This window comes from Halorutilus salinus (assembly GCF_026242195.1).
GTDB classification, from domain to species: domain Archaea; phylum Halobacteriota; class Halobacteria; order Halobacteriales; family Halorutilaceae; genus Halorutilus; species Halorutilus salinus.
The window spans coordinates 44130-56581 of record NZ_RKLV01000009.1; the positions used below are offsets into that span (position 1 = coordinate 44130).

Below are 12452 nucleotides of genomic sequence, written 5' to 3' on the forward strand. Positions count from 1 at the left end.
TGCCGTGGGAAGTTAAAGCTTCGCCGGTACCCCGACTCGGTGAAGTTAAGAGGCGCGAGCGCGTACGTTCTCCATGAAGATCCGGCAGACTGTCAGGCATTTTGCGGCGAAGAAGGCGCTTGAGACACCCGTCGTCGGAGGGGTTGTCAACGACAGGCTCGTCAGCCTGCATACGGGCGTCTTTCTCGACAAAGCCGACGAAGCGCACGCCGAGGAAAGACGTGAACGTCTCGAAGGCTTCTTCGACGCCACGATGGACGCCTACCTGACCGCGCTCAACGAAGGCTATACGGAGGCTGAGGCGCGCGAGATCACGCATGTGCAGGCGAACTTCGACTTCTACAGCCACGGATGGACGGAGATGATGGAGTTCCCGGCTGGCGAGGTCGATGAGCATTACGACCGTTACGGTGACTTCTTCGAACGCCACGGGGTTACGGTCGAAGACCCTCTTGGGGCGTTCGGCGAAGCGCCCGACGCACCCGCGACGCCGGAGAAGCTCGACGAACCCGACCATCCCCACGCGGTCGAAGGGTACGACGACGGCGTCTACGTCGAGGATGAGAAGGGGGATACGGCACGCGGCGGACGCGACGAACCCGACGATGTCGATGTCTCCGAAGCCCCCGGTGTGGGGACGGACGGGGTAGACGCAGTACAGGAGGGCGACGATGGCTGATGTCGAACTCGTCGCCGAGGAGCCCGTCGACAGGCTCGTCTCACTCTCGGAGACGGCGGAGGACGAGGGCTTCGACGGCGTCTGGGTTACCGACCACTACAACAACCGTAACCCGTTCGTCGCACTGACGGCGATAGCGGGGGCGACCGAGGATGTCGATATAGGACCCGGTATCACCAACCCTTACTACGCCCATCCCGCGTACACGGCGAACGCGGTTGCGACTCTCGACGAGTACACCGGCGGACGCGCGCGTCTCGGTGTCGGACCCGGCGACCCCAATACGCTCAAGGCGCTCGAAATCGAACGTGACTCTCCGCTGTACGAGGTTCTCGACGCCGTTAAGCTTACGCGCTCCCTGCTCGCCGGCGAGAAGGTGACCGAGGAGGGTCTTACCAAGGGTGCAAAGCTAAACTACGAGACGGAGACAGTACCCGTCTACGTCGGCGCACAGGGTCCCAACATGCTCCGTATGGCTAACGACCACGGCGACGGTATACTCATAAACGCGTCACATCCTGACGACTTCGTCTGGTCGTTCGAGCAGATAGACGAAGCCGACGCCGAGATCGTCGCGTATACCTCGTTCTCGGTGAGCGACAACCGCGAGGAGGCGAAGAAGTCGGCACGCCAGCCCGTGGCGTTCATCGCGTCCGCGTCACCGCCGCCGGTTCTCGAACGGCACGGTGTCGACGCCGAACTCGCGGACGAAATAGGCGGTCATATCGAACGTGGCGAGTTCTCGGAGGCGTTCGGTAAGGTTACCGACCCGATGCTCGACGCTTTCTCCGTCTACGGAACCCCGGAGGAGTGCGGCGAGCGCGTCGACGCACTGTACGAGACGGGCGTCGACACCGTGGTTGTAGGTTCGCCCCTCGGTCCCGAACCTAAGGAGGCGTTACGTGTAACGTCCGAGTTAGTCTGAGAGCAAAGACGGGTTCTTACACGTCCATCGACTTCGCCCGTCGTCTCGTCCGTCTCGTCTGAGAGCTACGACGGGTTTTTACGCGTCGTTTCCGACCCGCATACTCCGCACCGTTTCTTTTCGTCGTAGACGCGTCCGCATCCCGCGCACTGATAACGCCAGTCGCGTTCCTCATCGATACGTTTCTTTCCTATACCTCTGCTCCCGACACCGAGACGTGACGCGACGTTCTGCATCGCGTAGTCGTCGGTGACGAGCGTCGCGTCTTCGTCGCATGCGAGAGCGACGAGACGTATGTCGGTACCGCTAAGGACGGACGCGTCGCCCGTCTCACGCGCCGCACCGCGCACCTCGCGCACCGCTTCGTCCGACGGCGTTTCGAGTCTCATCCCCTGCCCTACCGTGGCGTCGAAACGGAAACGCGAGGCGTCTTCGAGTTCGTCGCGCACACCCGGTAAGGAGAGAGCGTCCTCGTCGCCTTCGAGCGACCTGTCCTCGATAAAGAACGACGAGTCGAGTACGAGCACTATCGCTTGATTACGATGTAGTCCTTGACCGCGGACAGACGCCGCGTCGGTATATGAACGTCGCCGTCGTCACGTACCTCGTACCTGTCGCGCGCCTTCTCCGTAGGGTCTACGACGAGGTCGCCGAGGTTACCCGTTTCGAGGTCACACGTGATGTTACGGAGTTCGCCGAGTTCGGTTCCGTCGTTTCCCATTACGTCCATCTCGGTCAGGTTCATTCCGAGTACCTTACTCATACGTCGCCTAACGGGTGGATCCGGCTTAACCCTGTCGCTCGTTCGTCCTCACTCGCCGTGGTAGACCATACGGTTACGTAACGCGTCGGCGGAAAGACGCCCCAGAGCCGGGTTGAGTACGACGACGCGCCCCGAAACGTCGAGGCTTTCGACGCCCGCGAGCGCGACGCCACCGGCGGGTGAGACGGAGACACCCTCACGTGATGCGTCGAGACACGCGTCGAGTGCGTCGCCATCGGATACTGCGACCGCCTCGCCGTTTGCCTCGACGGTCGCCCTGAGTTCATCGACACGTGGGGGCGACGGGTCTTCGAGTTCGCCGACCACGGTGTCGGGTGTTTCAACCTCCTCGGACAGCGTCGCGCACCCTTCGGGCTGTACGGCGTGTACGGGAACACCGTCGAGTTCGTCGGCGAAGGCTGTGTAGAGATCCCCGGTTCCGACGGGACAGACGACCGCATCGGGATCCGTCTCTGCAACCTCGCGCGCCGCCGTTGCGTATCCCGCGCGCAGACGGTCGTCGGGCGAAGATACGGCGTAGCCGTCGTCCTCGTCCGCCTCACGGCGCGCGTCGTTGAGGTTGCCGCGTACGACCTTCATGTCGCCGCCGTGGACATTCACCGAAGCCTTGACATCGAAACGCGTACGTGACGGAACGTAGGCTTTGGAGCCGATACCCGCACGCGCCGTGTAGCAAGCCACGGAGACGGCGAGGTCGCCCGCGGCGTGACACGTGACGCGTTCCGCACCCTCGTCGCGCGCTACGGAGACACCGACGGAGACAGCGCGGTCGTGTATGCTCCCCGTCGGGTTACGTGACTCGTCCTTGAAAAGTAGCTCCTCAACGCCGAGGTCGTCGGCGATACACGGCGCGGGTACGACCGGCGTGTCGCCCTCCTCCGATGTCACGGGGTTCACGTCGGGTAGGTCGTCCTCTCTTTCCCAGATGCTCATAGAACCTCCGGCACCTCCGTCAGGTCGTCGACCGTGTGGTCGGGTTCCCCATGGGCGGTGCCGTCGCCGTGGCTGTTCTTGACCCAGACCGTCTCCATGCCGAACCGCTCCGCCATCACGAGGTCGGTACTCACCTCGTCGCCGACCATGACGGCGTCGTCGTAGCCGTCACAGAGACGCGAGTAGCCTTCGGGGTGCGGCTTGACACGTCCGATATCGCTCGAAACCACGGTGTCGTCGAAAAGGTCGGCGATACCGAGGCGTCCGAGAAACCCGTCGATCCAGACGCGAACCTGATCCGTAAACAGGGCGAGCGAGTGGTCGTCGGCGAGTTCACGCAGGACTCGTTCGCGGTCGTCGGGTAGCGAAACTGCCTCCTTCCGCTCCTCAAGGTACGCACGGCAGTCTTCGACGGTGTCGCCCGAAAGTGCGGAGAGAGCGCGCAGGTACTCGTCCTCCGTCTGTATAATCCCCCTCTCGAACGCCGAGTAAGCGACGAACGCGGGATGGCGCACGACACCGTCGCCGAGCGTCCGCGAGTACTCGTAGTCGTCGATACGGTCAACGATCGTACCGCCGTAGTCAAGAACTATCCTCATACAGTAAAGTACCGGCGTAAGGTCTTCCCTCTTTCGACGTACACCGAACAGGAGACGAGAGGTAGCTTATCTGAGACGACAGCCCTGATGAGGTCTAAGTTAGGTAGCAAAGAGTGAAGTTAACCGAGTTACATGTTCTGTGCATGTCGAAGAAGCCGGTGCCTTTCGGAGAGGGTTCACGTAGCATCCTCGGCATCGTCTCCGCCTTTCTCGTCCTCATTGGCTACGCGCTCGCCGGCTTCGGCGCTATACTGATACTCGACGGCGGTATACGTGTCGTCTCTATGGTTCTACAGCACGGTGTTCTCGTCGCGCCACGGAGCGTAAGCGTAGAGTTCGTAACCGCCGTATCGCTCGTGGTCGCGGGTGTCGTCGTGTTCATCGTCGGACGTTTCTTCGCCGGGGTTGCGTCCGCGAGGGCACAGCGTTACACGTAACCCGCTAACTCGGCGAGTACGACCGTACCCGCGAGGAAGACGTGTTCGCCGTCTATGACCAAGCCGTAGAACAACGTACCGCGATCCCTCGTAGCGAAAGGCGTGTACGCGACGGTGTAGCAGAGGTAGACGAGTAGGACGAGGAGGTCACGCGAAACGACCGAGGCGGAGGCTAAGACGACGGGGACGAGGGCGATGTAGACGATCGCCGAACCAATACGTGTCGCATGCGATCCGTAGACGTTCGGGACGGTACGTATACCCTCCTGTCGGTCGCCCTCGATGTCCTTTATGTCGAAAAGCGCCGCGGCGACGGTGAGCGTAACGCCGAAGAAGACCGACAGGAACAGAACCTCGGCGTCGAAAAGGACGCCGTAGTAGACGCCGACGCCGAGAGGTATAGCCCCCCACGCGAAGCCGACGATGAGGTTCTTGACCAACAGGACGCGTTTGGCGCGACCGACCGAGTAGACGATACCGACGACGACGGGGAGCGCGACGAAGGTCGCTCCGGGCAGGTCGAAGACGAAGGCGAGAACGAGTGCGGTCAGGTACAGGACGACACCGACGGCGAAGAGCGCGCGCCCGTACCTCCGCGTGAAGTTCGCACGCCGGGGGACGTTCTCCTCGTCCTCCGAGATATCCGTTATACGGTTGAACGAGTAGACGAAAAGCGTCGCGGCGAAGACTATGAAAAGAGGCACGGGATCGGGACGGAGGTCGGCGAGCAGTACGGTCGTGACCGCGACCGATGTCGCCGAAAGCGATATGAAGACGTTGCTGTGTACGAGTAGCTCGACCGCGGCGACGATGGGTGAGAACGACCGCCGAACCGCCGTCGCTGTGTCGGTCATCTACCGACCGTACGCGCCCCGGACTGTTGACTCTTCCGTGTCCGAACCCGACGGCTCTTTACGAACAACCGTATAAACCACCGCTTATGGACGGGAAGAAGGTTTAGACCGTTCGAACCCAATAAGGCGTATGGCGCTTGACTACGACAGCCTTGAATCGCCTTTCGAGTGGTACCGCGCGGCTAAGAAACACGGTGTCTGGGATCCGGAGGAGATAGATTTCGAGCAGGACAGACGCGACTGGGAGGAGAAGTTCGACGAGGAGGAGCGCAGACAGTTCATGACTATCTGTTCGCTTTTCTACGAGGGCGAGGAGTCTGTGACACAGACGCTCGCGCCGTATCCCATGGCTGTCGGAGCGCTTGAGGACGCGAGCTTCGACACGCTTCAGGAGGAGATGTACCTCACGACGCATCTCTGGGAGGAGTCGAAACACGTCGACTTCTTCAGCAGGTACTTTAACGAGGTCTTCGGCACGCAGGATACCATGGGAGGCGACTTCGACGAAGGCTTCTGGAACCCTGAGATACAGGAGTACCTCATCGACGACCTCGACCGAGTTTCGGGTGAGCTACGCGACGCCGTCGGACGCGCCGAGCAGTCGAAGAGACAGGGCGACGAGGATGAGATAGAACGTACACAGCGCGAACTCCGGCACAGGCTCGGCGACGCGACGATGCATTACATGGGTATCGTAGAGGCACAGCTCGCCGAAACGGGTTACAACGTACTCGAACAGGCTCTCGACGAGAAGGACGCGATGCCCGGCTTTCAGAAGGGCATGCGTATGACTCAGAAGGACGAGGCGCGGCATATCAACAACGGAAGATGGCTTATGAAACGTCTCGCCGAGGAGGATCCGAGCATCGTACGTGAGCAGTACGAGCCGCATATACGCCGTTTCGAGGATGTTGTCGTGGGCCCGACGGTGCAGAACATCTACGTCCCCAACCCGCTCGGCGTCGATCTCCCCGATATGGTCGATGCGTCGCTCAGCTACATGCGTTCGAGCTTCGAGACAGTAGGTAAGGAGAAGTTCAGCGACGAGTTCCACGAGGAGTACATAGAGAAGACCGACGCCGAACTCGAAGCCAGAATCATGCGTAAGGTGCAGGAAGCCGCATAGGACGCCGCAACCCTTTTGCGGTACGACGGCGTGCCCAACCGTATGAACCGCCGTCGGTTCGTCGCAGGTCTGTTCTCGGCGGGCGTAGGCGCATCCGTAGCCGGATGTCTCGGTTCGACCGGAGCGGACACGGGTTCGCCGAGACCCGTCGAAACTCTACCGCCGAGCGCCACGGCGGGCTTCGACTACGTGGACGCCGACGACGTACGCGCCCACGACGAACTCCGTATCCGTGACTACTCCGTACCCCGTTCAGTCGGCGGTATCCCCGGCGTCTCCCTCGATCAGGTGAACGGAGCCGTCGCCTTCGGTGAAAGGAACGCGACGGTGACAGCGGAGGGTGAGTTCAACGTCTCGGAAGCCTCGACGGCGCTCGGCTCCGAAGGCTTCACTGAGTCGGACGGGAGAGAAGGTTACAGGCTGTTCGAGCGATACGACGGTGCGGTTGCCCTTGACGGTGAAACGTGTATACGTTCCGCGCTCGGTCCCGACGCAGTCCGTCGAACCGTCGACGCCTCCGCGGACACCGGTGTTAAGGCGACCGACACCGACGACGGCTTCGCCTCCCTCGTCGACGCGCTCGGCAACGGTACGTTCGTGACCGGCAGGGCGGTCTACGACGATCCGGTGGTCGCACGAGGTAAACGCGTGGGTACCGAAGCCGGGGGTTCGACAGCCGAGGTTACGGTCGTCCGCGTCTTCCGAACCGAAGCCGAGGCGACGAACCGAACCGCGACGGTAAACGCGACGGCGGATGGCGGTATCCGGGGGCGGGTCGCCGAATCCGACGGCAGGGTCGTACGCGTTACCGGTGAGGCTGACGTCGACCGTCTTTAGTCGATCGCGTTTACTCGACAGCCTTCTGGAGCTGTTCCTCCGTCATCGAGAGCGCGGACTCGCTGTCGTCGCGCGGCGCGTCGCATTCGGAGCATCTCTCTATCTCACCGTCCCTGTACCATTCGGGCGGCACGACGAAGCACCCGGTACAGATGTTCTCGCTACGTCTTACCGGCAGTTCGTCGAGCATCTCGCGTTTGTCCATGATCGCCGTACGTACGGAGAGGTTAAAAGACCGCCGCCTACTATCCATAACCGTTAAGCGCCGACACCGCGACGTTCCGAACGCGCGTGGGTAGCCAAGCTAGGCCAACGGCGCAGCGCTTAGGACGCTGTCCCGTAGGGGTCCGCCGGTTCAAATCCGGTCCCACGCAGTCTTTTCGAGTGAGGTACGAGAGAGAAAACGACAAGTAGGAGCGGATTTGAACTCGTGAGTGGAGCGTCAGCGGAACGACCAAAGTTCAAATCCGGTCCTACGCTGTAACCGGCTTCCGCGGGTGACGGTAGATCCGTCTGTAGGCTTTAGTTGACGCGCCCGTTACAGACGGTATGGACAGGAGGGGCATATACGACTACATGCCGTGGTACGCTTGGTGCGTCTGCGTGTCGCTGGCGGCGGTAGCCGCGGTCGGTCTGTTCGCCGGTCTTCCGTTGGGAAGGCAACTCGGTCTTTCGGTAAGGGAAGCCGTGTTAGCCACGGCGTTCGTAGAAGCCGTCGCCGCCGTCGGGATAGGCGGAACCGTTGTCTACTACCACGATCCGGACGAGGAACCCGATGAGTGGAGGTACTACCCTTAGAGGAATCCCCTGTCGTCGTCACCCCGGACGGAGCCCTCGCCCGGAAGATCCTCCGTCTCCCTCCCCGCGAGGTACTCGTTGTATGCCACGTCGTACTTCTGGCGCAGATGTGCGTCGAGAACCTGGTTTCCGAGAAGAACGCGCAGGTACTCGTGGACGGCACGGCGCATGACCTCGTCGGCGTCGGTTCCGAGTACGGCGGCGAGCAGGGCGAGTTCATCGCGTGACTGACCGTCGAGAGGGACGTGTACATCGTCGCCGAGCGCGCGTCTGTTACGTTCTAACTGACCGTCGAGTTCGTCAAGTCCCATGTTGGGATGTTGTCGTCCCGACCCAAGACGTTTTCGTCAGAACTCCGTCTCATCGATACGTGTCGCCGTCACGAAGTCGGTGTCACCGAGGTCGTACTCCGCGGGTTCGTTGCGCGAGTAAAGCGGATCGAGGGGTTCGCCGTCACGCACACCGCGGACGAGGTAGAACTCATCCGTCTCCGAAACATCGACGCGGTCGCCGTAGACGCGTTCGGCGAGACGCCGTGACAGCCATTCATTCTCGCTTACCGACGGTTCAAGAACCTCCGCGGTGCGTGCGTAACGCGTCAGGTACCAGTCGAGGTCGTTGAGTAGTGCGAGAGCACCGCCGAGCGTCGCAGTCTCGACAGCAACGGCGTTGTCGATACGCGTGTCGAGGAGGTCGTAGGTTGCGAGAGCCTCACGCGACGTCTCGCTGGCGATGAGTTCGCCCCTGATGTCGTAGCCGTCCTTTCCGAGTACACGGACACGTGTCACGGAGGGGATACGCGGACGACACTAACTAAGCTTTCGTCCCGCGACCTTGCGCGCGACGGCGTAACCGACCGCTCCGAGTACGACGTATACGGCTACGTGCCCGTACGTCGCCCATGTCGCGCTCCCTACAGCGAGCTTTGCGACGGTGTTCGCAGACGGTTCGGGGAGCGCGAACGTCATAACGAAGAAAGCCATGACGCCGACAGAGTAGACGAACTGCGCCTGTTTCCTCTCTTGGAACGAAAGGGCGACCGAAGCACCGAAGCCGACAGCCACCGCCGTTACACCCGCGACGAGTGCGATGAGACCGACGGGTGACGCAACCACAACGCCGTTGAGGCTCAGGAGGGCGAGCCAGAGAGCCGCCTGCGCGGGGGCTATGACGACCGCCGTCGCCGTCTTACCGTCGAAGACCGCGGCGTCGGAGAGGGGTGAGACACGCAGAAGGTCGAGCGTCCCGCGTTCGAACTCCTCCGTAACCGAATCGGCGGCTATGCTTCCGCTGATGAAGACGGGGAGGAACATGAGCAGGGGGACGAGTACGGCGTACGTGAAGCCGTGGTACGGCGACGCTTCTCCTTCAGGAACTTCGACCGTCTCGACACCGAGTGAGGCGGCGCGTCTCTCGCGCTCCGTGTCCTCGTACCTCTCCAGAAGGTCGCGCGCCGACGAGACGACGAGCGTCGTACGGAGGTCGCTACGTGGCGCTATAACCGTGACCTCGACGTCGCCTCCGCCACCCGGACGTTCGACAAAAAGGACGGCGTCGGCGTCGCCCCTTTCGAAGAAATCGACCGCCTCGGCGCGCGTCGCGTGTCTCGTCGCCGTCCACGCGTCCTCGTCCTCTACTATATCGACGATCTCGTCGGTGTCGCCTGCCACGGCGAACTCGACCGAACCCGAACCCGGGTCGTAGAGTGAGACGAGACCGACGACGAGGAACGAGGAGAAAGCCGCTATGAAAAGCTGTATCGCAAGCGCGAGAACCACGGTCTTCTCCGAACGGAGAGACGCGAGTTCGCGCCGTGCGAGACGTAGTCTACGCAACGAGGCTCACCACCGCGAGGTTGTACGCGACGTGGACGGCGACGGCGGCGGACAGACCGACGCCGAACTCGCGTTTCCCGTAACTCGCCCCCACGGACGCGATACACGTTGTGACGGTATGGAGAACGAGAGGGGCGACGAGTAGGACGGCGAGTACGAGGGGTGACGCGTCCGAAGCTATACCAAGCGCCGCGCGTCCTACCTCCAGACGGTCGAGACCCACGACCTGCGCGAGATGTGCCGCCTTCTCGCCGACGAAGAAGCCGACGCCGCTGAGAGCACCGAGAACGACGGCGTTCGGCGTCGTGCGTTCGAAGACGGAGGAGACGAAGCCCGCGTAGACCGCCATGCTCTTGGCTGTCTCCTCGACCACGGCGGCGACGACGAGGAGAAGAGGAACCGAGATACCGACGGGTAATGCGAAGACGACGGCGACCACGAGTAGCTGTGCGACGAAGACGAACGGGATCAGAAGGACGCTGACCTTGGCGACGCTTGCACGCCGGTGGAGCCACGATACGAGGGCGTCGAGAGCCTTGAGACGTACAGGGCGTTGTGTGAACATATCCTCCTCGCGGTAGACGCCCGCACCGAGTGAGAAAAGAACTGCCGACGAGAAGACGAGGGGTGCGCCGGAGAATAGGTACCACGACACAGGCGCGGTCGCGCCCTGAAGATCACGTACGACGATGCTCAGGGGCGATATGGCGGCGATAGGATCGACGTCGGTGAACACCGCGGGGACGAAGACGTACGAGGTTACTGAGACGCTGACGAAGACGGTAACGAAGGTGAGTTCCTTGTACGACCGCGCGAACATAGAACCTACGAAGGTTAGCGCGAGGAAGACGAACGCGACGGGTGCGACGGCGACGACAGACGCCACACCTCCGCTCACGGCGACGGCTACGACCGCGACGGTACCGAGGGCTATGGCGAAGTAGGGGACTGTCTTCCCGGCAACTATCTCGTACCGCGAAACCGGCGAGGCGAGCGTCAGGACGCCGCGTCTGTCGATACGTTCGTTCATGATACTCGTCGAGTACGCCTGTATGACGAAGTTCAGGGGTACGAGGAAGGCGAACGCAAGAACCAGAGAGCTAAACGGAAACGGGGGTGTTATACCGCCGGGTGTTCCGGCGCGTCCGCCCTGACCGAGGACTCCGTCGAGACCGCCGGACGGGAACGAAAAACCGTCTTCTTCGCCCGAAGCTTCTACGTCGGTACCGCCGTCGGTACCCCCCTCCGTCCCGTCTCCACCGGACGAACCGCCTGAGACAGATTCCGACGCGTCGTCCGCACTCACCGCCGTACCGCGGTCGACGTACCTGAGATCGACAGAGACGGGGTACGCCGTGTCGTATCCGTCGAGGAGATCGGCGTTGTAAGCGCGAACCGCGTCACGTAGCTCAGAGACGGCGGCACGTCCTTTGCCCGTGTCGGCGGCTCTTACACCGTCGGTTACGAGTACGTCGAGACGCCCCGACGAGAAAGCTTCCTCAGACGGCTCGACGGCGCGTAACGTCTCGCTCCTCTCGACAGCGTCGTGGTAACCGCTTTCCTCGTCGACGCCTACGACGTACAGACTGTCATACAGACCGCCGTCGACCGCGAACGGCGCGACACCGGCGACGAGGAGAAGAGCAACGAGTGCGTACGCGAGGCTTCTACGGTCGAGACCCCCGGCGCTCCGCGACACCTCCCACCGTGCGATACGGAGAACCTTCCGCGGTCTCACGTAGCCTCCGCAACATCGAGGAAGATGTCTTCGAGGCTCGGTTCGCGCGTCCGTATGTCGACGACCTCTCCGCCGTTCTCACGCGCCTCCTCACGGACGCGTTCGACACCGTCCATATCCTCGACGGTGGTACGGTAACCCCCGCCCTCCTCGGTCGCTCCTTCGACCTCGACGGTCGTCTCTACGGTGTACTCGACCCCTCCGTGTTCGTCACGTATCTCCTCAAGGGTACCGCGTGCAACGATGTCCCCCTCGTTCATAATCACGACGCGGTCGCAGACGCGTTCGACATGGTAGAGGTTGTGTGCGCTGAAGACGACCGTCTTTCCCTCGTCGGCAAGTTCACGCACGAACTCAACGACGTAGTTCGTCGTCAGAGGGTCAAGACCGCTCGCGGGTTCGTCGTAGACCAGAACGTCGGGGTCGTTTACGAGCGACCGCGCGACCGCAACCTTACGTTTCATGCCTTTCGACATGTCGCCCGTCCGTGTCTCGCGTCTGTCGAGTTCGAGCCTGTCGAGGGTGTCGTGTATACGTTCGTCGGCGACACCGCGCGGAACGTCGTAAAGGTCGGCGAAGAAACGGAGGTACGAGAGCGCCGTCATCTCCTCGTACAGCGGCGACTCCTCAGGAAGGTAGCCGAGCGACCTGCGCGTCTCCGCCTCGGTAGGATCACCGCCCGCGACACGTACCTCGCCCTCGGTGGGTTCGACGAGTCCCGCAACCGTCTTGAGCGTCGTCGTCTTACCCGCACCGTTGGGACCTACGACGCCGAAAACCTCGCCGGGTTCGACCTCGAACGTGGAGCCTGAGACGGCGACGTGTCCCGCGTACTCCTTCCGCAGGTCTCGAACCTCTATCATCGCCCGTGTTACGTCGTCGTCTCACTTTACGGTGATGGATAGAG

Annotated in this window: 17 protein-coding genes and 1 tRNA gene; 7 read left to right on the forward strand and 11 right to left on the reverse strand. The window is 62.1% G+C overall.

From position 1 onward, the window contains the following. Positions 1-73: 73 nt before the first annotated feature. A complete protein-coding gene (locus tag EGH25_RS09305) occupies positions 74-679 on the forward strand; it encodes a DUF6149 family protein (RefSeq protein WP_266087890.1) in 606 nt (201 codons plus the stop codon). Continuing rightward, positions 672-1604 (forward strand): 5,10-methylenetetrahydromethanopterin reductase, encoded by a 933-nt coding sequence (locus EGH25_RS09310; protein ID WP_266087892.1) that lies wholly within the window; start codon positions 672-674, stop codon positions 1602-1604. Before EGH25_RS09305 ends, EGH25_RS09310 begins: the two co-directional genes overlap by 8 nt. Positions 1605-1669: 65 nt before the next feature. On the opposite strand, the gene EGH25_RS09315 is transcribed toward EGH25_RS09310, so the two are convergent. The 4 genes from EGH25_RS09315 to EGH25_RS09330 are packed head-to-tail and all read right to left on the reverse strand — an operon-like array spanning position 1670 to position 3920. Further along, positions 1670-2131: an NOB1 family endonuclease gene (locus EGH25_RS09315; RefSeq protein ID WP_266087895.1), complete on the reverse strand. Its 462-nt coding sequence runs from the start codon at positions 2129-2131 to the stop codon at positions 1670-1672. Then, positions 2131-2367, reverse strand: a complete 237-nt coding sequence (locus EGH25_RS09320; protein ID WP_266087898.1) for a PRC-barrel domain-containing protein — start codon at positions 2365-2367, stop codon at positions 2131-2133. The genes EGH25_RS09315 and EGH25_RS09320 overlap by 1 nt, the downstream gene beginning before the upstream one ends. 48 nt (positions 2368-2415) lie before the next feature. Then, positions 2416-3321, reverse strand: coding sequence for a pyridoxal-phosphate dependent enzyme (locus EGH25_RS09325; protein ID WP_266087900.1), 906 nt, complete (start codon positions 3319-3321; stop codon positions 2416-2418). Continuing rightward, positions 3318-3920, reverse strand: coding sequence for an HAD family hydrolase (locus EGH25_RS09330; protein WP_266087902.1), 603 nt, complete (start codon positions 3918-3920; stop codon positions 3318-3320). The genes EGH25_RS09325 and EGH25_RS09330 overlap by 4 nt, the downstream gene beginning before the upstream one ends. Before the next feature lie 143 nt (positions 3921-4063). Between EGH25_RS09330 and EGH25_RS09335 the strand changes: the two genes are divergently transcribed. Then, positions 4064-4357, forward strand: coding sequence for a hypothetical protein (locus EGH25_RS09335; protein WP_266087904.1), 294 nt, complete (start codon positions 4064-4066; stop codon positions 4355-4357). Here EGH25_RS09335 and EGH25_RS09340 read toward each other — a convergent pair. Continuing rightward, a complete protein-coding gene (locus EGH25_RS09340) occupies positions 4348-5211 on the reverse strand; it encodes a UbiA family prenyltransferase (RefSeq protein ID WP_266087906.1) in 864 nt (287 codons plus the stop codon). The two genes, EGH25_RS09335 and EGH25_RS09340, sit on opposite strands and share 10 nt — an antisense overlap. Before the next feature lie 130 nt (positions 5212-5341). Here EGH25_RS09340 and EGH25_RS09345 point away from each other — a divergent pair, with 130 nt between their 5' ends. Continuing rightward, positions 5342-6337, forward strand: a complete 996-nt coding sequence (locus EGH25_RS09345) for a ribonucleotide-diphosphate reductase subunit beta (protein ID WP_266087908.1) — start codon at positions 5342-5344, stop codon at positions 6335-6337. Positions 6338-6379: 42 nt separating this feature from the next. Continuing rightward, positions 6380-7174, forward strand: coding sequence for a hypothetical protein (locus EGH25_RS09350; protein WP_266087910.1), 795 nt, complete (start codon positions 6380-6382; stop codon positions 7172-7174). Between the two features lie 10 nt (positions 7175-7184). Here the strand turns inward: EGH25_RS09350 and EGH25_RS09355 are convergent, their stop codons facing one another. After that, complete coding sequence (locus EGH25_RS09355) at positions 7185-7379, reverse strand: hypothetical protein (protein ID WP_266087912.1); 195 nt, start codon at positions 7377-7379, stop codon at positions 7185-7187. An 84-nt stretch (positions 7380-7463) separates the two neighbouring features. On the opposite strand from EGH25_RS09355, the gene EGH25_RS09360 reads away from it, so the two are divergent. Together EGH25_RS09360 and EGH25_RS09365 are read left to right on the forward strand one after the other, a co-directional pair. Further along, positions 7464-7548, forward strand: a tRNA-Leu gene (locus EGH25_RS09360). Positions 7549-7723: 175 nt separating this feature from the next. Continuing rightward, entirely contained in the window at positions 7724-7972 is a 249-nt protein-coding gene (locus EGH25_RS09365; RefSeq protein ID WP_266087914.1) for a hypothetical protein, read from the forward strand. Here the strand turns inward: EGH25_RS09365 and EGH25_RS09370 are convergent. The 5 genes from EGH25_RS09370 to EGH25_RS09390 are packed head-to-tail and all read right to left on the reverse strand — an operon-like array spanning position 7969 to position 12408. Further along, positions 7969-8283: a ribbon-helix-helix protein gene (locus EGH25_RS09370; protein WP_266087916.1), complete on the reverse strand. Its 315-nt coding sequence runs from the start codon at positions 8281-8283 to the stop codon at positions 7969-7971. The two genes, EGH25_RS09365 and EGH25_RS09370, sit on opposite strands and share 4 nt — an antisense overlap. Positions 8284-8319: 36 nt before the next feature. Next, a complete protein-coding gene (locus tag EGH25_RS09375) occupies positions 8320-8760 on the reverse strand; it encodes a DUF5804 family protein (protein ID WP_266087918.1) in 441 nt (146 codons plus the stop codon). A gap of 21 nt (positions 8761-8781) precedes the next feature. Continuing rightward, complete coding sequence (locus tag EGH25_RS09380; protein ID WP_266087920.1) at positions 8782-9807, reverse strand: ABC transporter permease; 1026 nt, start codon at positions 9805-9807, stop codon at positions 8782-8784. Then, positions 9800-11545, reverse strand: a complete 1746-nt coding sequence (locus EGH25_RS09385) for a PrsW family intramembrane metalloprotease (RefSeq protein WP_266087922.1) — start codon at positions 11543-11545, stop codon at positions 9800-9802. The genes EGH25_RS09380 and EGH25_RS09385 overlap by 8 nt, the downstream gene beginning before the upstream one ends. Further along, positions 11542-12408 (reverse strand): ABC transporter ATP-binding protein, encoded by an 867-nt coding sequence (locus EGH25_RS09390; RefSeq protein WP_266087924.1) that lies wholly within the window; start codon positions 12406-12408, stop codon positions 11542-11544. The genes EGH25_RS09385 and EGH25_RS09390 overlap by 4 nt, the downstream gene beginning before the upstream one ends. Between the last annotated feature and the right edge of the window lie 44 nt (positions 12409-12452).

Coding starts and splice junctions, on each gene's coding strand:
- EGH25_RS09305 (WP_266087890.1), top strand. CDS start 74: ATGAAGATCCGGCAGACTGTCAGGCATTTTGCGGCGAAGAAGGCGCTT.
- EGH25_RS09355 (WP_266087912.1), bottom strand. CDS start 7,379: ATGGACAAACGCGAGATGCTCGACGAACTGCCGGTAAGACGTAGCGAG.
- EGH25_RS09345 (WP_266087908.1), top strand. CDS start 5,342: ATGGCGCTTGACTACGACAGCCTTGAATCGCCTTTCGAGTGGTACCGC.
- EGH25_RS09325 (WP_266087900.1), bottom strand. CDS start 3,321: ATGAGCATCTGGGAAAGAGAGGACGACCTACCCGACGTGAACCCCGTG.
- EGH25_RS09340 (WP_266087906.1), bottom strand. CDS start 5,211: ATGACCGACACAGCGACGGCGGTTCGGCGGTCGTTCTCACCCATCGTC.
- EGH25_RS09365 (WP_266087914.1), top strand. CDS start 7,724: ATGGACAGGAGGGGCATATACGACTACATGCCGTGGTACGCTTGGTGC.
- EGH25_RS09335 (WP_266087904.1), top strand. CDS start 4,064: ATGTCGAAGAAGCCGGTGCCTTTCGGAGAGGGTTCACGTAGCATCCTC.
- EGH25_RS09390 (WP_266087924.1), bottom strand. CDS start 12,408: ATGATAGAGGTTCGAGACCTGCGGAAGGAGTACGCGGGACACGTCGCC.
- EGH25_RS09320 (WP_266087898.1), bottom strand. CDS start 2,367: ATGAGTAAGGTACTCGGAATGAACCTGACCGAGATGGACGTAATGGGA.
- EGH25_RS09350 (WP_266087910.1), top strand. CDS start 6,380: ATGAACCGCCGTCGGTTCGTCGCAGGTCTGTTCTCGGCGGGCGTAGGC.
- EGH25_RS09310 (WP_266087892.1), top strand. CDS start 672: ATGGCTGATGTCGAACTCGTCGCCGAGGAGCCCGTCGACAGGCTCGTC.
- EGH25_RS09370 (WP_266087916.1), bottom strand. CDS start 8,283: ATGGGACTTGACGAACTCGACGGTCAGTTAGAACGTAACAGACGCGCG.
- EGH25_RS09330 (WP_266087902.1), bottom strand. CDS start 3,920: ATGAGGATAGTTCTTGACTACGGCGGTACGATCGTTGACCGTATCGAC.